Here is a 24,114-nt window from a genome sequence, read left to right as displayed (position 1 = left end):
CCCCCCGAGGGGGCGCAACGGCCCTTCGGGCGGCCGGGCGGGCCATTGAGATGGAAAGCTACGCATTGCTCGTCGCCGCGGCGATGAACGCCGGCACCCTGCTGGCGATCGCGGCCCTGGGCCTGCTGATCAACGAACGCTCCGGCATCGTCAACCTGGGCGCCGAGGGCATGATGCTGGTGGCCGCGATCGCCGGCTTCGCCACCGCGGTGCACACCGGCAGCGACTGGCTGGCCTTCGCGGCCGGCATGGGCGCGGGCGCGCTGCTGGCGGCGGTCTTCGGCCTGCTGGTGATCTGGCTCAACACCAACCAGTACGCGGCCGGCCTGGCGCTGAGCCTGTTCGGCGCGGGCTTCTCGGCGTTTGTGGGCATCGGCTATGTGCAGGAGAAGCTCGGCACGCGGCCCAGCTTTGCGGTGCCGGGTCTTGCCGACATCCCCTTGCTGGGCCCCGCGCTGTTCCGCCACCACCCGATGGTGTACCTGGCGATCGCGCTGACCTTGTTCCTGGCCTGGTTCCTGTACCGCTCGCGCGCCGGGCTGGTGCTGCGTGCGGTGGGCGAGTCGCCCGAGTCGGCCCATGCGCTGGGCTACCCGGTGCGGCGCATCCGCCTGGCCGCCGTGATGGCCGGCGGCGCGCTGTGCGGCCTGGCCGGCGCCTATGTCTCGGTGATCTACACGCCGCTGTGGGTGGAGGGCATGATCGCCGGCAAGGGCTGGATCGCGCTGGCGCTGACCACCTTCGCCACCTGGCGCCCGGCGCGGGTCTTGCTCGGCGCCTATCTGTTCGGCTTCGTCACGATGCTGCAGTTCCATCTGCAGGGGCAGGGCGTGGAGATCGCGAGCCAGTTCCTCTCGATGCTGCCCTATCTGTCCACCATCGTCGTGCTGGTGCTGATCTCCAGCAATGCGAGCTTCATCCGTGCCAATATGCCGGCCTCGCTGGGCAAGCCGTTTTTCCCCGGTTCCTGATCCACCCCTCGGAGGACTTTTCCCATGACATCGAAGAACAAGCGCGATCTGCTGAAGCTGGCGGCCGCCATGGCCGCCATCGCGGCCCTGGCGGGCTGCGGCAAGAAGGAGGAGCAGGCGGCGACACCCGCGTCGGAGCCGGCCGCCGCGGCCAAGCCCGAGCCGCTGAAGATCGCATTCGCCTATATCGGCCCGGTCGGCGACGGCGGCTGGACCTTCGCGCACGACAATGCGCGCAAGGCGGTCGAGAAGGAGTTCGGCGACAAGATCGTCACCAGCTTCGTCGAGAAGGTGCCCGAGTCGGCCGACGCCGAGCGCGTGTTCCGCGACATGGCCGGCCAGGGCAACAAGCTGATCTTCGGCACCACCTTCGGCTATATGGAGCCGATGCTGAAGGTCGCGGCCGACAGCAAGGACGTGAAGTTCGAGCATGCCACCGGCTACAAGCAGGCCGACAACATGCGCACCTACGACTCGCGCACCTACGAGGGCGCCTATATGGCCGGCGTGATCGCCGGCAAGATGACCAAGAGCAATACCTTGGGCGTGGTCGGCTCGATCCCGATTCCCGAGGTGATCCGCAACATCAACAGCTTCACGCTGGGCGCACAGAGCACGAATCCGAAGGTCAAGGTCAAGGTCGTGTGGGTCAACCAGTGGTTCGATCCGCCGAAGGAGACCGAGGCGGCGCAGAGCCTGATCAACGGCGGCGCCGACGTGCTGATGCAGAACACCGACTCCAGCGCGGTGCTGCAGACCGCCGAGAAGAACGGCAAGTACGCCTTCGGCTGGGATTCGGACATGACCGCCTACGGCCCCAAGGCCCACCTGGGTTCGGCCGTGATCAACTGGGCGCCCTACTACATCGCCGCGGTGCGCGAGGCGCTGGACGGCAAATGGGCGGCCGGCGCAGGCAAGCATGCCTGGTGGGGCGTCAAGGAAGGCGCGATCGACATGGTCTCGGTGGCCGAGATCGTGCCGGCCGATGCGAAGGAGCAGGTCGAGAAGGTCAAGGCCGGCCTGAAGGACGGCAGCTTCGCGATCTGGAAGGGCCCGATCGTCGGCCAGGACGGCAAGGAGATCCTGAAGCAGGACGAGGTCGCCGACGACAAGTTCCTGTCGGGCATCGGCTTCTATGTGAAGGGCGTCGAGGGCAAGGTGCCCACCGGCAAGTGAGCCGGGGCGGCGGCGGCCGCCCCATGCTGCGGCCGCGCCGCGCTTCAGGGCGCGATCCGCAGCACCTCGCCGACGCCGGGGGTGACGCCGTAGTTCGTCACATAGACCGCGCCGTCCGCGCCCACCGCCACCGAGGTCGGGCGTGCGAGCCCGGCCATCAGCGTGGTGCGCGAGCAGTCCGGCGCGACGCGGGACAGCTGGCCCGAGTTCGGCGAGAAGAACAAGCCGCCGGTCGCGTTCTCGACCACATAGAGGCTGCCGTCCGCTGCGGCGGCGAGACCCATGATGGTCTTGAAGCCGGCGCAGTGGAGTGCGGGGCCCTGGCCCGGCCGCAGCCGGTAGATGTTCGCCAACCCCTGCACGAAGGGGAAGCCCGACAGCTGGCCGACATAGAGCGAGCCGTCGGCCCCCCGGGTCACGGCGGTGGGCACGGCCTCGATCATCGGCGGGCCGACGCGCGGCAGCGTGGGGTTGGCCTGGGGCGGCAGCACCGCCACCGTCTCGACGCTGCCGTTGCCGGCGACGCGCAGCAGGGCATTCGCCCCCGCGTCGGCGATCAACTGCCCACCGGGCTCGGCCAGCACGCCGAAGGGATTGGAGTCGACGGGGCCGCCGGCCGGGTTCTGCTCGAATTCGTGGCGGGCAATATCGGCCGCCACCCTCCAGCTGCCGCTCGCGGCCATGTGGATCAGGGTGCCGAACAGATCGCTGCCAAACGCCGCGGCGAAGGCCGGACCACCGCCGAGGCCCATCGTGATGTAGGCGCCGCCGCTGCCCTGGAAGGAGATGCCGTTGGGCCCGCTCGCGGACGAGCCGTCGGGCAGGGCATGCGAGGGCAGGCCCTCCAGCACGCGGGCCTGCTGGCCCTGCCACAGGCGCGTGATCGCGCCGCTGTTGCCGAAACAGCGCATCTCGCCGACCGGGCTGAGCACGCAGGGCCCGCTGCCGCCGCGACCGGCCTCCGCCACATGGAGGGCCCCGTTGGGTGCGAAGCCGAGCCCGCGCGGATTGTCCAGGCCGCGCATCACGACCGTGTAGGGGGCCTGCGCCAGGGCCATGTCGGGAAGGGCCAGGCAGGTCATGCTGCCCAGCGCGATTGACGCAATGCGGGAGAGCTTCATATCGACTCCTGACTCCGGGTTGGGCTAGCGAATGTCGAGCGCGCCAGAGTTGGCGCCGCGCGCCCATGGCTGTCAATCCCAATTGCCGGGCGGCCAGCCAGCCCTTGTCCGGGCATGGACCGGGACCACGCGCCGCGTTGGCCCGTCTATTTCGAGATCACCGCGGTCGCCGGCTGCCCGGTCTCCAGATCCTCGATCCAGACCGACGATTTTTCCTTCTTCAACACGCCCTTGACGGCGTACCTCCCGTCCGGCCTGGGCGAGAAATCCACGATACCGTCAACGGAGAAAAAAGTGCCGGCCATCTGGCTGGCCATCGCATGGATGGGCGCGCCGGTGGCATGGCTGGCCGAGATCGTCACCTTCATCGGTCGGGCCTGGATGGCACGCTCCGGGAACACGGTCGTCAGCGCGGCGCCACGCCCCCGGCTGGCGCCGGCGCTGGCCCCAAAGGCGTTCATCACGCGATTGCCGTCGATCTCGGTCAGGGCAAACATCTGCGCCTTGGTGCCGCTTTCAGAAAAACCGGTGTCCTTGACCAACGCCGTCGGCCCCTTGTAGTCAGAGGGCACGGGCTGGTAGCTAGCGCAGGCGCTCAGCACCAGGGCAAGGCTCAGAACGGCCCAGGGCCGATGTGTCGTCATTGTCATGTTCTCCTCCGTCTTGGATGGTGTGGCTCGGCGCCGCCCGTGATTTGACGGGCACGTGAGCCTAACGAAGGGCGCCGTCCGTCGGCAATTGGGGGAAGGCCGGGCGGCCGCCGTTCATGCCTCGCAAGCCGCAGTCCGTCGGAGGCCGTCGCTTGGCGGCCCGGGCCGACTTCTATATTCGCTCCCTGGCGCTGGCGTCTCGGCCGGCACCATCTGATGAGGAGAGTCCCAGATGCGAATGATGATGAAGCAGTGCAGGGCCACGGCCGTTTCCGTCAGGATGGCGAGGATGGCGCTGCTCGCCGCGACGATGGTCGTGCTGGCTCCGATGACGGTAGCCGGTGCCGCCGAAGCCGCCGGCAAGACGCCGGCACCGACCGCCGCGAACAAGCCGACCAAGCGCTACACGATCGAGCAGTTCATGGCGACGACGCGGATCAGCGGCGCCTCCTTCTCGGCCGACGAACAGCGCATCCTGTTCTCCAGCAATGCCAGCGGCATCTTCAATGTCTACTCGATGCCGGCGGCCGGCGGCACCGCGCAGGCGCTGACCCGCTCGACCACCGACAGCAACTACGCGGTGGGCTATTTCCCCGCCGACGACCGCGTGCTGTTCACGCGCGACCAGGGCGGCAACGAGCAGAACCATCTGTACGTGCGCGAACTCGACGGCAGCGAAAAAGACCTGACCCCCGGCGACAAGCTCAAGGCTCAGTTCGCCGGCTGGGCGCATGACGACAGCGGCTTCTACGTGCTGACCAACGAGCGCGATGCGCGCTTCTTCGACCTCTACCGCTTCGACGCCAGAACCTATGCGCGCAGCCTGGTCTACCAGGACGATAAGGGCCTGACCGTCAGCGAGATCAGCCGCGACGGCCGCTGGTTGGCGCTGACCAAGACCAACACGACGGCCGACTCCGACGTCTACCTGCACGACCTCCGGACCCAGCAGACCACGCATATCACGCCACACCAGGGCGTGGCCTCCTTCGAGGCGGCCAGCTTCACGCCCGACGCCAAGCGCCTCTTACTGCTGTCCAACGAGGGCAGCGAGTTCAGCCGCCTGGTGGCCCATGACCTGGCCAGCGGCAGCAAGAGCGAGTTCGAGAGGGCCGACTGGGACATCGTGTTCAGCGACTACTCGCGCGACGGCCGCTACCGCGTCACCGGCATCAATGCCGACGCCAGCATCCAGGTGCGTATCAGCGGGCCCGACGGCCGGCCGGCGGCGCTGCCCCCGCTGCCCGAGGGCCAGATCCGCGGCCTGCACTTTTCGCGCAGCGGCCAGAAGATGGCCTTTTACGTCAACGGCGATCGAGCACCCAGCAATCTGTTCGTCTACGACTTCGCCAGCCGCCAGGTCAGGCAGCTGACCCAGAGCCTGTCCAAGGAGATCGACCCGAACGAACTGGTCGAGGCGCGCATCGTGCGCTTCAAGTCCTTCGACGGCCTGGTGATCCCCTCGGTCTACTACGAGCCCAGGGGCGCCTCGGCCGCGCGGAAGGTGCCGGCCATCGTGCTGGTGCATGGCGGGCCTGGCGGCCAGACCTCGCGCGGCTACTCGGCGCTGTCGCAATACCTGGCCAACCAGGGCTATGCGGTGCTGGGCATCAACAACCGCGGCAGCTCGGGCTATGGCAAGAGCTTCTTCACCGCCGACGACGGCAAGCATGGCCGCGAGCCGCTGTGGGACTGCATCGAGGCCAAGACCTTCCTGGCCGGCACCGGCGTGATCGACCCCGACCGCATCGCCATCATGGGCGGCTCCTACGGCGGCTACATGACCCTGGCCGCGCTGACCTTCCGGCCGGAGGCCTTCAAGGTGGGCGTGGACATCTTCGGCGTCTCCAACTGGCTGCGCACGCTGGAATCGATCCCGCCCTACTGGGAGAGCTTCCGCCTGGCCCTGTACCAGGAGATCGGCGATCCGGCGAAGGACAAGGACTTCCTGGTCGCCACCTCGCCGCTGTTCCATGCCAAGAACATCCGCGTGCCGCTGATGGTGATCCAGGGCGCCAACGATCCGCGCGTGATCAAGCCCGAAAGCGACGAGATCGTCGAGGCGGCGAAGCAGAACGGCGTGCCGGTCGAGTACCTGGTGTTCCCGGACGAGGGCCACGGCTTCGCCAAGAAGAAGAACGAGGCCGAGGCCTACCGGCGCATGGTCGAGTTCCTCGACAAGCACCTGAAGGGCTAATGGCGGCGCCGCACGCCAGCCGGCGCGTCTACGCGCGGCGCATGAACCGGGTGCTCGACCATATCGACGCGCACCTGGACGCAGCGCTGGACCTGCCTGCGCTGGCCGCGCTGGCGCATTTCTCGGCCTTTCACTTCCACCGCCTGTTCGCCGCCTGGATGGGCGAAACCCTGGGCGCCTACCGGCAGCGGCGGCGCCTGGAAACGGCGGCGCAGCGCCTGATCCAGCGACCGCGCGAGGCCGTGCTGGCGGTGGGCCTGGGCGTGGGCTTCGGTTCCGGCGAGGCCTTCGCACGCGCCTTCAAGCTGCACTTCGGCTGCTCGCCCAGCGCCTGGCGCGCGGCGGCACCGCAGCGCCATGCGGCCTATCTGGACGAGCAGCGCGAGGCATTGAGGCGGGTCCGCAATCTGGATCAGGACGGCGCGGCGGCGCGCGCCGATGATGGCGCCCATCGCCACCCTAATTCCGAGTCCATCATGCATGTCGAGATCAAGACCTTCCCCGCCGAGCGCGTCGCCTACCTGCGCCTGATCGGCCCCTATGGCCCGGCCATCGGGCGTTTCTGGCGGGAGCGGGTCGGGCCCTGGCTGGAGACCGAGGGCCTCGCCGGGCGGCCGAGCTACGGCATCGCCCATGACGACCCCAGCATCACGCCGCCGTCGCAATGCCGCTACGACGCCGCGGTGGCCGTCGGGCCCGACTACCGCGCCGGCGGCGAGAGCTGCATCGCCGAGCTGCCGGGCGGCCGCTACGCGGTGGCCCGCTTCCTGGGGCGGGCCGACGAGATCGGGGCGGCCTGGGCCGAGCTGTTCCGTGCATGGCTGCCCGCCAGCGGCTACCGCTGCGACGACCGGCCCTGCTTCGAGTACTACGGCGATCCGGACTGCTTCGACCCCGCCAGCGGCCGCTTCGGCTGCGAGATCTGCATCCCGGTCGAGCGGCTGTGATGCTCAGGTCGCGGCGGGCGCGAAGCGATCCACCGCGTCGCTGATGATGCCGTCCACCCCATTGGCCAGCAGCCATTGCGCGGCGGCCGGGTCGTTGACCGTGTAGACCACGGCCTTCAGACCGGCGGCGTGCAGCTGCTCGACCAGGGCGCGCCGCATCAGCACATAGTTGCCGATCACGGCGCGGCAGCCCAGGGCGAGGGCGGTATCGAGCCAGCCGTCCCACAGACTGTCGACCAGCAGGCCGCGCGCGATCTCGGGCGCCGTCGTGCGGGCGCCGGCCAGGGCCTCGGGCTGGAAGGAGCTGAACAAGGGCAACATGCCGCTGCCCGCCCAGAGCCGACGGGCCTCGCGGCCGACCACCTCGCCGGTATGGCGCTCCAGCCCGGGGGTCGGCTTGATCTCGATGTTCAGCGCGAAGCGGTTGGCGATGCAGTAGCGGGCCAGCGCGTCGAGGCTGGGAATCGGCTCGCCGGCATAGCCGCGGCCGTGGCGGATGCCGGCGTCGATGCGCGAGAGCTCGGCCCAGGGGCGCTCGCCGGCCACGCCGCGCTCCGGCGTGGTGCGGTTCAAGGTGGCGTCGTGCAGCAGGAAGGGCACGCCGTCGCTGCTCAGCTTCACGTCGCATTCGAAGGCGCGCCAGCCATGGCGCGCGCCCTCGCGGAAGGCCGCCAAGGTGTTCTCGGGCGCCAGCTTGCCGGCGCCGCGATGGGCGATCCAGAAGGGCATGGGCCAGGTGTTTGATGTATCCATAACCATGTCGTGCATTCCCGAGTCGGGCACCGCGGATCCGGCTTTGCCGGGCCGCCGGTGCCGCCCCCTTGAGGGGGCGCGCGCAGCGCGTAGGGGGTGGGCTCAGCTCACTCCACCCGCTGCTTGCTCTGGGCGTCGAACCAGTGCAGTTGCTGGGCCGACACCTCCAGCATCAAGGTGTCGCCGACCTTGGGCGGCACCAGGGTGCCGTCGATGCGCAAGGTGAACTGCTCGGTGCCCAGCCGGCCGTAGATCAGGCGCTCGGCGCCCAGCATCTCGATCATCTCGACCCGGAAGGGCCAGCCGACCGTGCCGCTCGCCGTGCCGCTCCCAAGAGCGGCGGCACCTCCTTGGGGGGCATAAGGGTCGTCCATCCCTTTCCAATGATCGAGGTGCTCGGGGCGCAGGCCCATGATCAGCTCGCCGTCGCGCGGTGCGGCAGCGGGCAGGGCCAGCGTGACGCCGCCGACCGTGAACGTCGAACCCTGGGCCTGGCCGGTCAGCAGGTTCATCGGCGGCGAGCCGATGAAGCCGGCGACGAAGGTGGTGGCGGGGCGGTGGTAGACCTGCTCGGGCGTGCCGATCTGCTCCATATGGCCGCCGTTCATCACGATCATGCGCTGGGCCAGGGTCATGGCCTCCACCTGGTCGTGCGTGACGAAGAGCGAGGTGACGCCCAGCTCGTGGTGCAGCTTCTGGATCTCCAGCCGGGTCTGGGCGCGCAGCTTGGCGTCCAGGTTGGACAGGGGCTCGTCGAACAGGAAGACCTGCGGGTTGCGCACGATGGCGCGGCCCATCGCGACGCGCTGGCGCTGGCCGCCGGAGAGCTGGCGCGGCGTGCGCTCCAGCAGGTGCGCCAGCTCGAGGATCCTGGCGGCCTTGTCGACGCGCTGCTTGATCTCTTCCAGCGGCACCTTCTTGATCTTCAGGCCATAGGCCATGTTCTCGAACACGCTCATATGCGGATAGAGCGCGTAGTTCTGGAACACCATCGCGATGTCGCGCTCGGCCGGTTCGACGTTGTTGACCACGCGCGGGCCGATCGCGATCTCGCCGCCGGAGATCTCCTCCAGCCCGGCCACCATGCGCAGCAGGGTGCTCTTGCCGCAGCCCGAGGGGCCGACGATGACGATGAACTCGCCGTCCTTGATCTCGGCATTGACCCCGTGGATCACGGGGTTGGCCTTGGGGCCGTGGCCATAGCGCTTGACCACATTGCGCAGGGAAATGCTTGCCATGATTTGTTTGTTCTGTATCGGTTATCGGCGGCGAGTCGCGCCGCCAAGCGCATGCCACGACCCGGACCGAGCGACGTCCGGCGATCCGGCTCCGCCGGTCGCTCGGACGTGCCCCCTTGAGGGGGCGGCCGCAGGCCGTAGGGGGTGGTTCATTTCTCTGTATCCACCAGGCCCTTGACGAACCATTTCTGCATCAGTATCACGACCAGGGCGGGCGGGATCATCGCCAGCATCGCGGTGGCCATGATGATGTTCCACTCGTTGCCGGCGTCGCCGCCGGAGATCATGCGCTTGATGCCGATCACGACCGGGTACATATGCTCCTCGGTCGTCACCAGCAGCGGCCACAGGTACTGGTTCCAGCCGTAGATGAACTGGATCACGAACAACGCCGCGATGCTGGTGCTCGAGAGCGGCAGCAGCACGTCCTTGAAGAAGCGCATCGGGCCGGCACCGTCCATGCGCGCGGCCTCGACCAGTTCGTCCGGCACGGTCAGGAAGAACTGCCGGAACAGGAAGGTGGCGGTGGCCGAGGCGATCAGCGGCACGGTCAGGCCGGCATAGGTGTTCAAGAGGCTCAGGTCCGACACCACCTGGTAGGTCGGCCCGATGCGCACCTCCACCGGCAGCATCAAGGTGACGAAGATGGCCCAGAAGAAGAACATCTTGGCCGGGAAGCGGAAGTAGACGATCGCAAAGGCCGAGAGCAGCGAGATCGCGATCTTGCCGATCGAGATGGCCAGCGCGCAGACCAGGCTGACCAGCATCATCTGGCCCACCGGCGCCTTGGAGCCGGCGCCGCCGCCGGTGCCCTGGATGGCGGCGACATAGTTCTCCAGCAGATGGCCGCCGGGCAGCAGCGGCATCGGGGCCTGGACGATGGCCTCGGCCGTGTGGGTGGAGGCGACGAAGGTGATGTAGAGCGGGAAGGCGACGATCAGCACCCCCAGGATCAGGACCAGGTGCGAGACGAAGGTGAGGGCGGGGCGGCGTTCGATCATGATCAGTACTGCACCTTCTTTTCGACGTAGCGGAACTGCACGACCGTCAGCACGACGACGATGAACATCAGCACCACCGACTGCGCGGCCGAGCCGCCCAGGTCCATGGCCTTGAAACCGTCGTAATAGACCTTGTAGACCAGGATCGCGGTGTCCTTGCCCGGGCCGCCATGGGTGGCCGCGTCGATGATGCCGAAGGTGTCGAAGAAGGCGTAGACGACATTGATCACCAGCAGGAAGAAGGTGGTGGGCGTCAGCAGCGGGAACACGATGGTCCAGAAGCGCCGCCAGGGGCTGGCGCCGTCGATCGCGGCGGCCTCGATCAGCGATTTCGGGATCGACTGCAGGCCCGCCAGGAAGAACAGGAAGTTGTAGGAGATCTGCTTCCAGACCGCGGCCAGTACCACCAGGGTCATCGCATGGTCGGAGTTCAGCAGGTGGTTCCAGTCCACGCCCATGCTGCGCAGGCCGTAGGCGACGATGCCGATCGAGGGCGCGAACATGAAGAGCCACAGCACGCCGGCGATCGCGGGCGCTACCGCATAGGGCCAGATCAGCAGGGTCTTGTAGACCGCGGCGCCCTTGACCACGCGGTCGGCCATCACCGCCAGCAGCAGCGAGCTGCTCAGGCCGAACACCGCCACCAGGATCGAGAACACCGCGGTGGTCTGGAACGAGGCCAGATAGCTCTCGTCGTTGAACAGGTGGCGGAAGTTCTCCAGCCCGACGAACTCGGTCGACATGCCGAAGGCATCCTGCTGCTGCAGCGACTGCAGCAGGGCCTGGCCCGCGGGCCAGAAGAAGAACACGCTGATCACCAGCACCTGGGGCGTCAGCAGCAGCCAGGGCAGCCAGCGCGAGCGGAACAGGACTCGTTTTTCTACGGACATGAGGTCCCTTCTAAAAGCATCAACCCGCCGCCCCGGTGATCCGGGGGCGGCGGGCCGTTTTTGCTCAAGCCCCGGGGCTTATTTGTTGGCCTTCTGGAAACGTTCCAGCTGTTCGTTGCCGCGCTTGATCGCGGCGTCGATGCCTTCCTTGGGCGACTTCTTGCCGCCCCAGACCTGCTCCATCTCCTCGTCGATGATGGTGCGGATCTGGACGAAATTGCCCAGGCGCACGCCGCGCGACTTGTCGGTGGTCTTGCGGATCATCTGCGTGACGGCCACGTCGGTGCCGGGGTTGGCCTTGTAGAAGCCGCTCTTCTCGGTCAGCTCATAGGCCGCCTTGGTGACCGGCAGGTAGCCGGTGCGCTTGTGGCTCTCGGAGGCCACGTCGGCCTTGGCCAGATAGCTGAAGAAGGCCGCGATGCCCTGGTACTCGGCGGGCTTCTTGCCGGACATCACCCACAGGCTGGCGCCGCCGATCACGGTGTTCTGCGGCGCGCCGGTCACGTCGGGGTAGTAGGGCAGCGGGGCGATGCCGAAGGCGAACTTGGCGTTCTTCTTCACGTTGGCATACAGGCCCGAGCTGCCGGTCATCATCGCGCACTCGCCGGCCACGAAGGTGTTGTCGGCGGCATTGCCGCGGCCCTTGTAGACGAACAGGCCCTGCTTGGCCATGTTCGCCAGGTTCTCGATGTGGCGCACATGCAGCGGCGTGCTGAAGTTCAGGCGCGTGTCCAGGCCGCCGAAGCCGTTGTTCTTGCTGGCGAACTCGACGTTGTGCCAGGCCGAGAAGCTCTCGAACTGGGTCCAGCTGATCCAGCTGCTGGTGAACGGGCATTTGTGGCCGCTGGCCTTCAGCTTGGCGGCGGCCAGCGCCACCTCGGGCCAAGTGCTGGGGGCCTTCTCGGGGTCCAGGCCGGCGGCCTTGAAGGCGTCCTTGTTGTAGTGGAACACCGTGGTCGAGCTGTTGAAGGGGAAGCTCAGCATCTGGCCGTTCGGTGCCGTGTAGTAGCCGGACACCGCGGGCACATAGGCGCTCGGGTCGAACTTGGCGCCGCCCTCCTTCATCACCTCGGCCACCGGCTTGATCGCGCCCTTGCTGGCCATCATCGTGGCGGTGCCGACCTCGAAGACCTGCAGCACATGGGGGGCGTTGCCGGCGCGGAAGGCGGCGATCGCGGCCGTCATCGATTCGTCGTAGCTGCCCTTGAAGGTTGGGACGATCTTGTAGTCCTTCTGGCTGGCATTGAAGTCGCGGGCCAGGTCGTTGACCCATTCGCCGAGCGCGCCGCCCATCGAGTGCCACCACTGGATTTCGGTCTGAGCCTGGACGCCGCTGGCGAGGCCGGCCGCGAGCAGGGCGGCAGCAAGTTGCATGGACTTATTCTTCATTGTCTGGGAAGCTCCGTTTTTATGTAACTCGGTCGCCGGCGACGAGGTTGCGGCGGCGCGGCCAAGCCTATTTGACAATTGTGACATCCGCGTTGTGACATGGGCGCGACGCCCTTTCAATAGGGCGTGGCCCGGATGTGGTGCGGCGCGCATGGCATGACGCGCCGAAACCGGGTGCGGATGTGGCGATTTGGTGCACCGATGGCGTCAAAAGCCGGCGCGACAATGCCCCGCCCCGCAAGAGGCATGCTGCACTGCGGTAGGATTTGAGGTCCGACGCCTGGGGTCGACCCCTGACCCCGCTGGCCGTGGCCACAAGCCCGGCGCGTCGCGTGAGAACGCGAAAATTCCAGCTCGCCGGGGGCATGTTTGCCAGCCTCCGGCCAACCATGGGCGCTTCAGCGCCCGGCCGCCATGAATGCACCGCATCAGCCGATGCCCTCCGCCGCTCTCGACGCCCACGAGGCCGCCCCGCGCCTGCGCGAGATTCCCTACAACTACACCTCGTTCTCGGACCGCGAGATCGTGATCCGCCTGCTGGGCTCGCGCCCCTGGGAGCTCTTGAACCGGCTGCGCGAGGAGCGCCGCACCGGCCGTTCGGCGCGCATGCTCTACGAGGTGCTGGGCGACATCTGGGTGGTGCAGCGCAATCCCTATCTGCAGGACGACCTGCTGGACAACCCGAAGCGCCGCACGCTGCTGATCGAGGCCCTGAACCACCGGCTGCACGAGGTGGAGAAGCGCCGCGACCCGGCGGCCGATCCGGCGCGCGACGCCCATGTGGGCGAGCTGCTGGCGGCGGCCCGCGCCGCGGTGCAGCAGTTTGCGGACCAGTTCGCCCAGGTGGCCGAGCTGCGCCGCCGCACGACGCGCCTGCTGGGCAGGCACACGGCCAAGGACAACATCAAGTTCGACGGCCTGTCGCGCGTTTCGCATGTGACCGACGCGACCGACTGGCGCGTCGAGTACCCCTTTGTCGTGCTGACCCCCGACACCGAGGCCGAGATGGCCCAGCTGGTGAAGGACTGCGTCGAGCTGGGCCTGACCATCATCCCGCGCGGCGGCGGCACCGGCTACACCGGCGGCGCCGTGCCGCTGGTGTGGAACAGCGCGGTGATCAACACCGAGAAGCTGGAGGGCCTGAGCGGCGGCGTCGAGCTGCTGGAACTGCCCGGGGTGGGCCGGCCCGTGGCGACGATCTGGAGCGAGGCCGGCGTCGTCACCCAGCGCGTGGCCGATCTGGCCGAGCAGCATGGCTATGTGTTCGCGGTCGACCCCACCTCGGCCGAGGCCAGCTGCGTGGGCGGCAATATCGCGATGAACGCCGGTGGCAAGAAGGCCGTGCTGTGGGGCACGGCGCTGGACAACCTGGCCAGCTGGAAGATGGTGACGCCCGAGGCCAAGTGGCTGGAGGTGATACGCCTGGACCACAACCTCGGCAAGATCCATGACGCCGAGATGGCCAGCTTCGAGCTGCGCTATTTCGACGCCACCGGCAAGAAGCTGGAGCGCACCGAGCGCCTGGACATCCCGGGCCGCAGCTTCCGCAAGGAAGGCCTGGGCAAGGATGTCACCGACAAGTTCCTGGCCGGCCTGCCCGGCATCCAGAAGGAAGGCTGCGACGGCCTGATCACCAGCGCCCGCTGGGTGGTGCACAAGATGCCGGCGCACACGCGCACGGTCTGCCTGGAGTTCTTCGGCAACCCCAAGGACTGCGTGCCCTCGATCGTCGACATCAAGGACTTCATGTTCGCCGAGGCGAAGAAGCCCGGCGGCGCGATCCTCGCCGGCCTGGAGCACCTGGACGACCGCTACCTGAAGGCGGTGGGCTACAGCACCAAGAGCAAGCGCGCGAATCCGACCGGTGCCGCGGGCGGCACCGGGCTGCCGAAGATGGTCTTGATCGGCGACATCGTCGGCGACGATGCCGACGCGGTGGCGCGCGCCACCTCCGAGGTGGTGCGCCTGGCCAACGGCCGCTCGGGCGAGGGCTTCATCGCGATCAGCGCCGACGCGCGCAAGAAGTTCTGGCTCGACCGCAAGCGCACCGCCGCGATCTCCAAGCACACCAATGCCTTCAAGGTGAACGAGGATGTGGTGATTCCGCTGGAGCGCATGGGCGAATACACGCTGGGCATCGAGCGCATCAATATCGAGCTGAGCCTGCGCAACAAGCTGGCCCTGGTGGACGCGCTGACCGAGCTGTTCGAGCGCGGCAACCTGCCGCTGGGCAAGAGCGACGACGCCGGCGAGATTCCCAGCGCCGAGCTGCTGGAGGACCGCGTGGCCCAGGCCCTGGCCCTGCTGGCCGAGGTGCACCGGCTCTGGCAGCGCTGGATGCAGGAGCTGGACCTGCCGCGCGGCGAGGAGCGCAGCTTCTTCGACCGGCTGCAGGACCATTCGCTGCGCGCCTCCTGGAAGACCCAGATCTTCAAGCCGCTGCAGGACATCTTCAGCGGCGCCTCGTTCGCGCCCATCCTCGAGGAGGCCAAGCGCATCCACAAGGAGGTGCTGCGCGGCCGCGTCTGGGTGGCGCTGCACATGCATGCCGGCGACGGCAATGTGCACACCAACATCCCGGTCAACTCCGACAACTACCAGATGCTGCAGACGGCCCACGAGGCCGTGGCCCGCATCATGAAGCTGGCGCGCAGCCTGGACGGCGTGATCTCGGGCGAGCATGGCATCGGCATCACCAAGCTGGAATTCCTGACCGACGAGGAACTGGCGCCCTTTGCCGGCTACAAGGCCAAGGTCGACCCAGAAGGGCGCTTCAACAAGGGCAAGCTGCTGCGCCCGGGCGGGCCCGACGCGCAGACCACCTTTGCCGATCTGACCAATGCCTATACGCCGAGCTTCGGGCTGATGGGCCACGAGTCGCTGATCATGCAGCAGAGCGACATCGGCGCGATCGCCGACAGCGTCAAGGACTGCCTGCGCTGCGGCAAGTGCAAGCCGGTCTGCGCGACGCATGTGCCGCGCGCCAACCTGCTCTATTCGCCGCGCAACAAGATCCTCGCGACCTCGCTGCTGGTCGAGGCCTTCCTCTACGAGGAGCAGACCCGCCGCGGCGTCTCGATCAAGCATTGGGAGGAGTTCGAGGATGTGGCCGACCATTGCACGGTCTGCCACAAATGCGTCAACCCCTGCCCGGTCAAGATCGACTTCGGCGACGTGACGATGAATATGCGCAACCTCTTGCGCAAGATGGGCCAGAAGAGCTTCCGCCCCGGCAATGCCGCGGCCATGTTCATGCTCAACGCCACCAATCCCGAGACCATCAAGCTGGCGCGCAGCGCGATGGTGGGCGTGGGCTTCAAGGCGCAGCGCTTCGCCAACGATCTGCTGAAGGGCTTCGCCAAGAAGCAGACCGCCGCGCCGCGCGCCACGCTGGGCGCCGCGCCGGTCAAGGAGCAGGTGATCCACTTCATCAACAAGAAGCTGCCCGGCGGCCTGCCGAAGAAGACCGCGCGCGCGCTGCTGGACATCGAGGACAAGGACTATGTCCCGATCATCCGCAACCCGCAGGCGACGACGGTGGATTCGGAGGCGGTGTTCTACTTCCCCGGCTGCGGCTCCGAGCGCCTGTTCAGCCAGGTGGGCCTGGCCACGCAGGCCATGCTCTGGCATGCCGGCGTGCAGACCGTGCTGCCGCCGGGGTACCTGTGCTGCGGCTATCCGCAGCGCGGCTCGGGCCAGTTCGACAAGGCCGAGAAGATCATCACCGACAACCGCGTGCTGTTCCATCGCGTCGCTAACACGCTGAACTACCTGGACATCAAGACCGTGGTGGTGAGCTGCGGCACCTGCTATGACCAGCTGCAGGGCTACGAGTTCGAGAAGATCTTCCCGGGCTGCCGCATCATCGACATCCACGAGTTCCTGCTGGAGAAGGGCATCACGCTCGACAGCAAGCAGACCTACCTCTACCACGACCCCTGCCACAGCCCGATGAAGCTGCAGGAGCCGATGAAGACGGTGAAGGCCCTGCTCGGCCCCGAAGTCGTGAAGAGCGAGCGCTGCTGCGGCGAGAGCGGCACCCTGGGCGTCACGCGCCCCGACATCTCGACCCAGGTGCGCTTCCGCAAGGAAGAGGAGCTGCGCAAGACCGAAACGGCGCTGCGCGAGAGCGGCAAGGTCGGCGCGCAGGACGATCTGAAGATCCTGACCTCCTGCCCCAGCTGCCTGCAGGGCCTGAGCCGTTATGGCAATGACCTGCAGAACGGCCTGCTGGAGGCCGACTACATCGTCGTCGAGATGGCCCGCCAGATCCTTGGCGAGGACTGGATGCCCGCCTACGTGGGCCGGGCCAACGCAGGCGGCATCGAGCGCGTGCTGGTTTAGGGCACCAGCAGCGCCACCGTCCGCCGGCCCTGCTGGTCGGCCGCCTGCTGATCGGCGGCGAAGCTGACCAGCATCGTGAAATGATGCGCGCCGGCGCTGCCGGTGTTGCAACTGAGCCGTCGCATGGCGTTGCGGATCGCTTGCTGGTAGTAAAAGCGCGGGCCGCCGCTGGAGCGCACCTCGGCGATCTTCTGGCCGTCGAGCTGGAAGTCCACGCGCACGACGCCGGCCTGCTCCTCCAGGTACCAGGCGCGCGCCAGCAGGCGCTGCATGTCCTCGTCGATGCCCGGGCAGGTGGCGCGCACATCGGTGCGGCCGATCGGCAGGGCCGCCTGCGGCTGGCCATGCACCTCCACGCGCTGGAGGTCCTGCGTGGGCTGGGCGACGGCGGTGCCGGCGATCCCCAGGGGCAGGGCCAGGGCCAGCAGGGTGCGGCGCAGGAAGCGGGTTTGGGCTTGGGTCATGGGAACTCCTTTCGATGATTGATGGCAGAGGGCAAGGCGCGGCATGCATGCCGGCTTGCTTTCAGCCTAGGAGTTCGCGGCCACGAGACCAAGGCGCGGGCGACCAAGCCGCGCAGCGGTGTGACGATCCGCGTCTGCGCTTGATGAACTGCGAATGCCCGGATGGCCCTTGGTGCCAGGTCTTGCCAGCACCATGACATTCGGCACCGTGCCATCGGCCATGGTCGCCGCAGACCCCTGCGGCGCTGGCGCCGGCGGCGGGTCGTCAATGCTGTGGAGCCCGGCGGTGCCTGCGCTCCCCTGTCGAGGGGAGACCGCGCAGCGGCGCGCGCCGAGACCTCCTAGTCTTGGATCAGACCGGCGCTGCCGGTCGCGTCAAAGCCGCTTCAGCCCATCCACACAGGAGTACGCCATGCTGACGATGAATACCCACACCCTCCGCGCGCTGGCCTTGGCCCTGCTGATGCCGGCCCTGGCTCCGGCGCAGGCGTCCGACGAACTCGGGCGCGTCGAGATCAGTGGCCGTACCACGGCGCCGCCGCGCACCGACGTGCGCAAGACCTGCCCGAATGCCGACGAGAAGCTGCAGGCCTCGCTGGCCCGCCCGGTCTACCGGGAGGGCGCCACCGGCGACGTGAAGGTCGACTTCACGCTCAAGGGCGATCAGGTCACCGAGGTGCGCTCCACGGGCGGCCCGTACGTCTATCACTCGCATATCCGGCGCGCGGTCAGCCGCATGGGCTGCAACGCCGGCAACGGCGAGCAGCAGGAGCAGCGCTACACCTTCCTGATCTCGTTCCGCAGCGAAGACGAGGTTCGTGAGGGCGATCCCCGGGTGGCCATGGTCACGCCCTGAGCGGGGGCACGGGCAGACCCCGGTGCCGGTCGCCTGCCCCTTGAACATCGGCGTGCCGCTGTCGCCGCTGTCGCCGGTCCGCAGGGTGTGGCCGTCGGCGGGCGACGGGGCGCATCGATGGTCCTCTTGCTACAGTGCGGCTCATCTTCTTCATTGACCAGCGCCACCTCGATGAGCCCCGCCACACCCGACTGCCCCCTGTGCCGCGAAGCCGGCGGTCTGCTGATTGCGAACACGCCGCGCTGGCGCGTCGTGCGCGTCACCGACACGCCGGCCTTCCCGGCCTTCTATCGCCTGATCTGGAATCGCCATGTGGCCGAATTCGGCGATCTGGACGCCGCCGAACGGGCCGACTGCATGGAGGCCGTGGCCGGCATCGAGCGCTTGCTGCGGCAGGCCCTGAGCCCCGCCAAGATCAATCTGGCCAGCCTGGGCAATATGGTGCCGCACCTGCACTGGCACGTGATCGCCCGCTTCGACTGGGACAGCCATTTCCCCAACCCGATCTGGGGCGAGGCCCGGCGCGCGCCGGACGAGGGCGCGGCGCGGCTGGCGGCCCTGGCTAAGGCCTTGCCGGCGCTGGACGAGCGGCTGGCGCGGACGCTCGCACCGGCGGCATGAGCGTGGCCGTGCCCAGGTAACGCTGCCACAGCGCGGCGAGGCTGCCGTCCTTGTGCAGCGACAGGGAGGCCTGGTCGAAGCGGGCCACGAAGTCCGGCGTCACCGTCTTGCGGCTGAAGGCCACCGAGGCATTGCTGTGCGCGATCAGGACCCCGGAGGCCTGGATCTGTCCGGCCAGGCCCAGTTGCCGGATCTCGGCCGGGCCGGTCCAGTCGTTGGCCAGCACGCCGTCCAGCCGCCCGGCCGCGAGCATGCGCCAGAGGCTGGGCCGGGTGGCCACGCGCTGCAGGCCGGCGGCGAACTGCGGATCCTGCTCCAGCGCGCTGAACTCCGGCCCGTAGGCGACCCCCAGCTGCAGGCCCAGCCGGAAGCCCGTGCCGCGCAGATCGGCCAGGCGCTGGACCTGCCAGCGCGCCTGCGCCGACTTGCTCAGGAACAGGCGGTTGCCGGACTGCGGGCCAGGTGCGGAAAACAGCGCATAGCGTTCACGCTCGGGCAGGCGCAGGGTGCCGGGCAGGATGTCGAGCCGGCCGGCCGCCAGCTCGGCCAGTGCGCGCGCCCAGGGCAGTTCCACCATCCTGGCCTGGCAGCCCAGTCGCGCCAAGGTGGCGCGCATGATGTCGATGTTGAGGCCGAGGATCTCGCCCGCCGGCCCGCGATAGCTGAACGGCGGGTCCTCGTTCCAGCGCACCGTCATCTCGCAGGCGCTGGCGGCATCCACTCCGGCCAGGAGGGTCAGCGCGGCCAGCAGGCGCCGGCCGTGCCGCCGCGCTCCCGAAACGGCGCTGGATAGGGCTCGATTTTGTGCCATGCGCCGATTGTGCCGGCAGGCCCGGGCGGGCAAGCGGCGCCGGCGCAACGCCGTGTCACATCGGCCGCGCCCGCCTCACCAGACCGCGATCGGATCCGCTGCCACCATCGGATCGCCGGCCTTGCAGCCGAAGGCCTGGGCGAAGGCCGGCATCTGCGACATCGGTCCGCGCACGCGGAAGGCGCCGGGTGAGTGCGAGTCGGTGCGCAGCTGGTTGATCAGCCACTCGGTGCGGGCCTTGCCGCGCCAGATCAGCGCATTGGACAGGAAGAAGCGCTGCGCCGGCGTGTAGCCGTCGATCTTCTGGTCGGCCGCGCCGCCGCGCTGGAGCGCCTGCTGCAGCGCGTCGAAGGCCAGCGGCATGCCGGCCATGTCCGAGATGTTCTCGCCCAGCGTCAGCTGGCCGTTGATGCGGTGGCCCGGCACCGGCTCGTAGCCCTCGTACAGGCGCGCCACGCGCTCGGCGCGCTGCTTGTAGGCGGTGGCGTCCGCCGCGGTCCACCAGTCCTTCAGCCTGCCGACGCTGTCGTACTGGCGGCCGCGGTCGTCGAAATGGTGGGTGATCTCGTGGCCGATCACCATGCCGATGCCGCCGTAGTTGACCGCGTCGTCGACCTTGGCGTCGAAGAAGGGCGGCTGCAGGATGCCGGCCGGGAACACGATCTCGTTGAGCCCGCCGGCAAAGGCGTTGACGATGTGGGGGCTGGTGAACCAGCGCGCGCGGTCCACCGGACGGTCCAGATCGGCCAGGCGCTCGGCGAAGCTCCAGGCCGCCGCGCGCAGGGCGTTGCCCGCATAGTCGTCGCGGCTCAGGCTCAGGCCCTCGTAGCGCGGCCATTCGGCCGGGGCGCCGATCTTCAGCGCCATGGCGTCGAGCTTGGCCAGCGCGCGCTCCTTGGTCGGCGCGCTCATCCAGTCGAGCCCGTCGATGCGCCGGCGCATCGCGGTCTTGATGTCGGCCACCAGGGCGCTGGCGCGCGCCTGCGCCTCGGCCGGGAAGGCCCTGGCGACGAACAGCTCGCCGATGGCCAGCGAGATCGGCGCCGAACCGTAGCGGCCGCCGATCTCCATGATCACGGCCTCGGCGCGCGGCTCCGGCGCCTGCAGGCCCGCGATGGCCCGGCCGCGGTAGTCGAAATGCGCGTCGGCGAAGCGCCTGGGCAGCTTGTCGGCATGGGCGTCGAGCAGGCGCAGCTTCAGATAGCCGCGCCAGGTCTCGGGCGGCGTGTCGGCGGCCAGTTGGGCCAGGCGCCTGGCGAAGTCGGGCTGGCCGACGACGAAGCGCTCGAGCCCGTCCGCGCGGCCGGTCAGTGCGGCCAGATAGGCGGCCCAGTCCAGCCCCGGCGCGGCGGCGGCCAGCTCGGCGGCATTCATCGGGTTGTAGTTCGCCGTCGGGTCGCGCAGTTGCACGCGGCTGCGCGAGGCCTCGGCCAGCCGGGTCTCGAAGGCCAGCAGCGCGTCGATCTCGGCCGTGCCGGCCGCGGCGCCGGCCTGCGCCAGCAGGCGCTGGGCGTAGAGGCGGTAGGCGGCGCGCACGCGCAGCGAGGTGGCGTCCTGCTGGAAGTAGTTGTCGCGGTCGGGCAGGCCCAGGCCGGATTGCGACAGCGTCAGCGCATGGCGGCGGGTGTCCTGCACGTCCGGGCGCACGCCGGCGGCCAGCGGGGCGGCGATCTGCACCCGGTTCAGCGCCGCCAGCAGGGCGGGCAGCTGCTCCGGGCGCTGCAGGGCGTCGATCTGCTGCAGCAGGGGCTGCAAGGGCGCCAGGCCGCGGGCTTCGATGGCCGGCAGGTCCATGCCGCTGGCGTAGTAGGCCGCCGCCAGCGTCAGGCCGGGCGTGGTCTGCAGGGCCGGCTGCCTGATCAGCTCGTCCAGTGCCCGGTGCAGCAGGGCGTCGTTGGCGATGCGCAGGTCGACGAAGCTGCCGATGCGGGCGCGCTCGGCGGGCAGCGGCGTGTGCGCCTCCCAGCGGCCGTTCACATGGCTGTAGAAGTCGGTGCAGGCGGGAGCCTGGCTGGACAGGCCCCGGAGATCCAGGGCCTGCGCGCCCAGGCTGGTGGCGAGGGCGGCGGCAAGGGCCAGAAGGCAGGGGAGGGGGCGCCGGCGCATGCGGATCGGGAGGGCTTGGTCTGGGGAGCGCCAGCCTAGCCCAGGGGGGCGATGCTGCCATCGGGGTCGGCACCGAGGCCGTGCGCATGGCGGAGCGTGAGGTAGTGCCTGGCCGGCCGGCCGCTTTCGCGGCATCATCGCGCCCCGCCGCAGTTCTCCCTTTCGAATCCCATGAGCCCGATTTCCCGGCGCGCCGGCCTGGCCGTCCTGTTGTTTCTTGCCCTTGCCGTGCCCGCCGCCCGGGCGCAGGTGCAGGGCGTTGGCGCCTCCTTCCCGTCCAAGGTCTACGAGCTCTGGGCCCGGGCCTACGAGAGCCAGGGCGGCGCCAAGGTCGTCTACAAGGCCACCGGCTCGGGCGACGGCGTCAAGCAGATCAGCGCTCGCGCGGTCGACTTCGGCGGCACCGACTCGCCGCTGCCCGCGGCCGAGCTGGAGAAGCGCCGCCTGGTGCAACTGCCGATGCTGGTGGGCGGCGTGGTGCCGGTGCTCAACCTGCCCGGCCTGGCCGCGCCGCTGCAGCTCAGCGGCGAGCTGCTGGCCGACCTGATGGCCGGGCGCGTCGCGCGCTCAATCCCGGTGTCGGCCTGCCGGGTCTGGCGGTGCGGCGCATCGTGCGCGCCGACCGCTCCGGCACCACCGAGGGCCTGACCCGTTACCTGGCCCAGGTGTCGGCACCGTTCCAGGCCGAGCTCGGCGTCGGCCAGGCGCCCAACTGGCCCGGCGAGGTGCTGCGCGCCGAGGGCAACGACGGCATGGTGCAGGCGCTCAAGGGCCAGCCCGGCGCGATCGCCTATGTCAGCTTCGATCGCGTGCTGCGCGACCGGCTGGTGGTCGTGAAGCTGCGCAATGCCGCGGGCCGCTTCGTCGCGCCCTCGGAGGCGAGCTTCCGCGCCGCGGTGCTGGAGAGCGATATGCATCGCAAGGGCGACGATCTGGCGACGCTGACGGACCGGCCCGGCGCCGACAGCTGGCCGATCACGCAGACCAGCTTCGTGCTGCTGGATGCCGAGCCGGCCGATGGCCTGCGCGTCGGCGCGGCGATGCGCTTCCTCTACTGGTGCCTGCTGCATGGTGACGACCTGACGCGGGGCAGCGGCTTCGCGCCGCTGCCGGTGGCGGTGCAGTCGCGCCTGGCCGCTCGGCTGACCCAGGTGCGGCCCAAGGACGGGAAGCCGCCGTCCTACCTGGTGTTCTGAGGCGGGTTCCGAGGCGGGCCTGGTCCCGCGAGCTCGGGCCGCAGCGGTCGGGGCGGGGCTACACTGGGAGCCCTCATCCCCTTGTCTTGGCGCCATGGCCGGCCTCAGCCCCGATACCCCGCAACCGACCGACATCACCGTGCACCAGCAGTCGCGGGTGCTGGAAATCGCCTTTGCCGACGGCGCCCGCTATTCGATTCCCATCGAGCTGCTGCGGGTCTACTCGCCCTCGGCCGAGGTGATGGGCCATGGGCCGGGCCAGGAGACCCTGCAGACCGGCAAGCGCGAGGTGGGCATCACGGCGCTGGAGCCGGTGGGCCATTACGGCATCCGCCCCCAGTTCAGCGACGGCCACGAGAGCGGCATCTTCACCTGGGACTATCTGTACCGGCTGGGCAGCCGCCAGGCCGAGCTGTGGGCCGAGTACGAGGCCAGGCTGGCCGCGGCCGGCAAGGGGCGCGACGACGCGATGCCCGCGAAGGCCGGCTCGTCCTGCGGCCATTCGCATTGACAGAAGGAACACGACAAGCCATGAGCAGTACCCATTTCGGTTTCCAGACCGTCGACGAGCGCGAGAAGGCCGGCCGCGTGCGCGGCGTGTTCGATTCGGTGGCCTCGCGCTACGACATCATGAACGACCTGATGTCGATGGGCCTGCACCGCGCCTGGAAGGCCTACACGCTGGCCGTGGCCAACCTGAAGCCGGGCGAGCGCGCGCTGGACATCGCCGGCGGCACCGGCGACCTGTCGCGCGCCTTCGCCCGCAAGGTGGGCGAGACCGGCATGGTGGTGCACACCGACATCAACGAGGCGATGCTGCGCCAGGGCCGCGACCGCCTGCTCAACGAGGGCCTGGTGCTGCCCACCGGCCTGTGCGACGCGGAACAGCTGCCCTTCAAGAGCGAGAGCTTCGACCTCGTCAGCGTGGCCTTCGGCCTGCGCAACATGACCCACAAGGACCGCGCGCTGGCCGAGATGTGCCGCGTGCTGAAGCCGGGCGGGCGCCTGCTGGTGCTGGAGTTCTCCAAGGTGGCCGCGCCGCTGCGCAAGCCCTACGACTGGTACTCCTTCAAGATCCTGCCCAAGCTCGGGCAGATGATCGCCGGCGATGCCGAGAGCTACCGCTACCTGGCCGAGTCGATCCGCATGCACCCCGACCAGGCCGAACTCAAGGCCCTGATGAAGACGGCCGGCTTCGGCCATGTGGACGTGCACAACCTGAGCGGCGGCATCGTCGCGCTGCACGCCGGAATCAAGTGCTGAGCGGCCGCTAGGCTCGCCCGGCGGGCCGGTGCCAAGGCCGGCCCGGTTATCGGGCGGCCGAGCCTGAGGCTACCCGAGCGGAATGCTCGGGATTCATGCGGCAACAATTGTTGCGCTGCA

General features: G+C 68.9%; 21 protein-coding genes. 11 read left to right on the top strand and 10 right to left on the bottom strand.

Features of this window, described 5'->3' with window-relative positions; genetic code table 11:
* Positions 1-50: 50 nt before the first annotated feature.
* Together AC07OQ_RS10515 and AC07OQ_RS10510 are read left to right on the top strand one after the other, a co-directional pair.
* The gene (locus tag AC07OQ_RS10515) at positions 51-971 is read left to right on the top strand and encodes an ABC transporter permease (protein WP_495053070.1); all 921 of its coding nucleotides are present in this window, start codon (positions 51-53) and stop codon (positions 969-971) included.
* 24 nt (positions 972-995) lie between these two features.
* On the top strand, positions 996-2,147 hold the full coding sequence (locus AC07OQ_RS10510) for a BMP family ABC transporter substrate-binding protein (protein WP_495053069.1): 1,152 nt from the start codon (positions 996-998) through the stop codon (positions 2,145-2,147).
* Positions 2,148-2,191: 44 nt separating this feature from the next.
* On the opposite strand, the gene AC07OQ_RS10505 is transcribed toward AC07OQ_RS10510, so the two are convergent.
* Positions 2,192-3,268, bottom strand: a complete 1,077-nt coding sequence (locus AC07OQ_RS10505; RefSeq protein WP_495053068.1) for a ScyD/ScyE family protein — start codon at positions 3,266-3,268, stop codon at positions 2,192-2,194.
* A gap of 146 nt (positions 3,269-3,414) precedes the next feature.
* Positions 3,415-3,810, bottom strand: coding sequence for a hypothetical protein (locus tag AC07OQ_RS10500; protein WP_495053067.1), 396 nt, complete (start codon positions 3,808-3,810; stop codon positions 3,415-3,417).
* A gap of 397 nt (positions 3,811-4,207) precedes the next feature.
* On the opposite strand from AC07OQ_RS10500, the gene AC07OQ_RS10495 reads away from it, so the two are divergent.
* Positions 4,208-6,115: a S9 family peptidase gene (locus AC07OQ_RS10495; protein ID WP_495053066.1), complete on the top strand. Its 1,908-nt coding sequence runs from the start codon at positions 4,208-4,210 to the stop codon at positions 6,113-6,115.
* A complete protein-coding gene (locus AC07OQ_RS10490; RefSeq protein ID WP_495053065.1) occupies positions 6,115-7,062 on the top strand; it encodes an AraC family transcriptional regulator in 948 nt (315 codons plus the stop codon). Before AC07OQ_RS10495 ends, AC07OQ_RS10490 begins: the two co-directional genes overlap by 1 nt.
* Positions 7,063-7,065: 3 nt before the next feature.
* Here AC07OQ_RS10490 and ugpQ read toward each other — a convergent pair whose 3' ends face one another.
* From ugpQ to ugpB, 5 genes are all read right to left on the bottom strand, one after another.
* Positions 7,066-7,815, bottom strand: a complete 750-nt coding sequence (gene ugpQ, locus AC07OQ_RS10485; protein ID WP_495053064.1) for a glycerophosphodiester phosphodiesterase — start codon at positions 7,813-7,815, stop codon at positions 7,066-7,068.
* A 107-nt stretch (positions 7,816-7,922) separates the two neighbouring features.
* A complete protein-coding gene (locus AC07OQ_RS10480) occupies positions 7,923-9,053 on the bottom strand; it encodes a sn-glycerol-3-phosphate import ATP-binding protein UgpC (protein ID WP_495053063.1) in 1,131 nt (376 codons plus the stop codon).
* A gap of 149 nt (positions 9,054-9,202) precedes the next feature.
* Positions 9,203-10,054 carry a sn-glycerol-3-phosphate ABC transporter permease UgpE gene (ugpE, locus tag AC07OQ_RS10475; protein WP_495053062.1) on the bottom strand — a complete coding sequence of 284 codons (852 nt, stop codon included), beginning with the start codon at positions 10,052-10,054 and terminating at the stop codon, positions 9,203-9,205.
* A 2-nt stretch (positions 10,055-10,056) separates the two neighbouring features.
* Positions 10,057-10,944 carry a sn-glycerol-3-phosphate ABC transporter permease UgpA gene (gene ugpA / locus AC07OQ_RS10470; protein ID WP_495053061.1) on the bottom strand — a complete coding sequence of 296 codons (888 nt, stop codon included), beginning with the start codon at positions 10,942-10,944 and terminating at the stop codon, positions 10,057-10,059.
* 78 nt (positions 10,945-11,022) lie between these two features.
* Positions 11,023-12,318 (bottom strand): sn-glycerol-3-phosphate ABC transporter substrate-binding protein UgpB, encoded by a 1,296-nt coding sequence (gene ugpB, locus AC07OQ_RS10465; RefSeq protein WP_495053060.1) that lies wholly within the window; start codon positions 12,316-12,318, stop codon positions 11,023-11,025.
* 429 nt (positions 12,319-12,747) lie between these two features.
* On the opposite strand from ugpB, the gene AC07OQ_RS10460 reads away from it, so the two are divergent.
* Positions 12,748-16,677 carry a DUF3683 domain-containing protein gene (locus AC07OQ_RS10460; RefSeq protein WP_495053059.1) on the top strand — a complete coding sequence of 1,310 codons (3,930 nt, stop codon included), beginning with the start codon at positions 12,748-12,750 and terminating at the stop codon, positions 16,675-16,677.
* On the opposite strand, the gene AC07OQ_RS10455 is transcribed toward AC07OQ_RS10460, so the two are convergent.
* On the bottom strand, positions 16,674-17,141 hold the full coding sequence (locus AC07OQ_RS10455) for a hypothetical protein (RefSeq protein WP_495053058.1): 468 nt from the start codon (positions 17,139-17,141) through the stop codon (positions 16,674-16,676). The genes AC07OQ_RS10460 and AC07OQ_RS10455 overlap by 4 nt on opposite strands.
* A 412-nt stretch (positions 17,142-17,553) precedes the next feature.
* Here AC07OQ_RS10455 and AC07OQ_RS10450 point away from each other — a divergent pair, with 412 nt between their 5' ends.
* Together AC07OQ_RS10450 and AC07OQ_RS10445 are read left to right on the top strand one after the other, a co-directional pair.
* Positions 17,554-17,997 carry a hypothetical protein gene (locus tag AC07OQ_RS10450; RefSeq protein WP_495053057.1) on the top strand — a complete coding sequence of 148 codons (444 nt, stop codon included), beginning with the start codon at positions 17,554-17,556 and terminating at the stop codon, positions 17,995-17,997.
* Between the two features lie 171 nt (positions 17,998-18,168).
* Positions 18,169-18,618: an HIT family protein gene (locus tag AC07OQ_RS10445; protein ID WP_495053131.1), complete on the top strand. Its 450-nt coding sequence runs from the start codon at positions 18,169-18,171 to the stop codon at positions 18,616-18,618.
* On the opposite strand, the gene AC07OQ_RS10440 is transcribed toward AC07OQ_RS10445, so the two are convergent.
* Together AC07OQ_RS10440 and AC07OQ_RS10435 are read right to left on the bottom strand one after the other, a co-directional pair.
* Positions 18,560-19,429: a substrate-binding periplasmic protein gene (locus tag AC07OQ_RS10440; protein WP_495053056.1), complete on the bottom strand. Its 870-nt coding sequence runs from the start codon at positions 19,427-19,429 to the stop codon at positions 18,560-18,562. The genes AC07OQ_RS10445 and AC07OQ_RS10440 overlap by 59 nt on opposite strands.
* Positions 19,430-19,504: 75 nt before the next feature.
* On the bottom strand, positions 19,505-21,535 hold the full coding sequence (locus AC07OQ_RS10435; RefSeq protein WP_495053055.1) for a M13 family metallopeptidase: 2,031 nt from the start codon (positions 21,533-21,535) through the stop codon (positions 19,505-19,507).
* A 171-nt stretch (positions 21,536-21,706) separates the two neighbouring features.
* On the opposite strand from AC07OQ_RS10435, the gene AC07OQ_RS10430 reads away from it, so the two are divergent.
* The 4 genes from AC07OQ_RS10430 (at position 21,707) to ubiE (ending at position 23,994) form a co-directional block, all read left to right on the top strand.
* Positions 21,707-22,183, top strand: coding sequence for a substrate-binding domain-containing protein (locus AC07OQ_RS10430; protein ID WP_495053054.1), 477 nt, complete (start codon positions 21,707-21,709; stop codon positions 22,181-22,183).
* The gene (locus tag AC07OQ_RS10425; RefSeq protein ID WP_495053053.1) at positions 22,147-22,731 is read left to right on the top strand and encodes a substrate-binding domain-containing protein; all 585 of its coding nucleotides are present in this window, start codon (positions 22,147-22,149) and stop codon (positions 22,729-22,731) included. The genes AC07OQ_RS10430 and AC07OQ_RS10425 overlap by 37 nt, the downstream gene beginning before the upstream one ends.
* Before the next feature lie 94 nt (positions 22,732-22,825).
* Entirely contained in the window at positions 22,826-23,242 is a 417-nt protein-coding gene (locus AC07OQ_RS10420; protein WP_495053052.1) for a gamma-butyrobetaine hydroxylase family protein, read from the top strand.
* Positions 23,243-23,262: 20 nt separating this feature from the next.
* Positions 23,263-23,994, top strand: coding sequence for a bifunctional demethylmenaquinone methyltransferase/2-methoxy-6-polyprenyl-1,4-benzoquinol methylase UbiE (gene ubiE / locus AC07OQ_RS10415; protein WP_495053051.1), 732 nt, complete (start codon positions 23,263-23,265; stop codon positions 23,992-23,994).
* Positions 23,995-24,114: the final 120 nt, after the last annotated feature.

The organism is Roseateles sp. GW821-FHT09B06 (assembly GCF_059418245.1).
Note: the sequence above shows the minus strand (reverse complement) of the source record. Positions and strands in the feature narration are given on the sequence as shown.

Coding starts and splice junctions, on each gene's coding strand:
- AC07OQ_RS10420 (WP_495053052.1), top strand. CDS start 22,826: ATGGCCGGCCTCAGCCCCGATACCCCGCAACCGACCGACATCACCGTG.
- AC07OQ_RS10505 (WP_495053068.1), bottom strand. CDS start 3,268: ATGAAGCTCTCCCGCATTGCGTCAATCGCGCTGGGCAGCATGACCTGC.
- AC07OQ_RS10495 (WP_495053066.1), top strand. CDS start 4,208: ATGGCGCTGCTCGCCGCGACGATGGTCGTGCTGGCTCCGATGACGGTA.
- ubiE (WP_495053051.1), top strand. CDS start 23,263: ATGAGCAGTACCCATTTCGGTTTCCAGACCGTCGACGAGCGCGAGAAG.
- AC07OQ_RS10455 (WP_495053058.1), bottom strand. CDS start 17,141: ATGACCCAAGCCCAAACCCGCTTCCTGCGCCGCACCCTGCTGGCCCTG.
- AC07OQ_RS10515 (WP_495053070.1), top strand. CDS start 51: ATGGAAAGCTACGCATTGCTCGTCGCCGCGGCGATGAACGCCGGCACC.
- AC07OQ_RS10430 (WP_495053054.1), top strand. CDS start 21,707: ATGAGCCCGATTTCCCGGCGCGCCGGCCTGGCCGTCCTGTTGTTTCTT.
- AC07OQ_RS10490 (WP_495053065.1), top strand. CDS start 6,115: ATGGCGGCGCCGCACGCCAGCCGGCGCGTCTACGCGCGGCGCATGAAC.
- AC07OQ_RS10440 (WP_495053056.1), bottom strand. CDS start 19,429: ATGGCACAAAATCGAGCCCTATCCAGCGCCGTTTCGGGAGCGCGGCGG.
- ugpE (WP_495053062.1), bottom strand. CDS start 10,054: ATGATCGAACGCCGCCCCGCCCTCACCTTCGTCTCGCACCTGGTCCTG.
- AC07OQ_RS10510 (WP_495053069.1), top strand. CDS start 996: ATGACATCGAAGAACAAGCGCGATCTGCTGAAGCTGGCGGCCGCCATG.
- AC07OQ_RS10445 (WP_495053131.1), top strand. CDS start 18,169: ATGAGCCCCGCCACACCCGACTGCCCCCTGTGCCGCGAAGCCGGCGGT.
- ugpA (WP_495053061.1), bottom strand. CDS start 10,944: ATGTCCGTAGAAAAACGAGTCCTGTTCCGCTCGCGCTGGCTGCCCTGG.
- ugpB (WP_495053060.1), bottom strand. CDS start 12,318: ATGCAACTTGCTGCCGCCCTGCTCGCGGCCGGCCTCGCCAGCGGCGTC.
- AC07OQ_RS10480 (WP_495053063.1), bottom strand. CDS start 9,053: ATGGCAAGCATTTCCCTGCGCAATGTGGTCAAGCGCTATGGCCACGGC.
- AC07OQ_RS10460 (WP_495053059.1), top strand. CDS start 12,748: ATGAATGCACCGCATCAGCCGATGCCCTCCGCCGCTCTCGACGCCCAC.
- AC07OQ_RS10435 (WP_495053055.1), bottom strand. CDS start 21,535: ATGCGCCGGCGCCCCCTCCCCTGCCTTCTGGCCCTTGCCGCCGCCCTC.
- ugpQ (WP_495053064.1), bottom strand. CDS start 7,815: ATGGATACATCAAACACCTGGCCCATGCCCTTCTGGATCGCCCATCGC.
- AC07OQ_RS10450 (WP_495053057.1), top strand. CDS start 17,554: ATGCTGACGATGAATACCCACACCCTCCGCGCGCTGGCCTTGGCCCTG.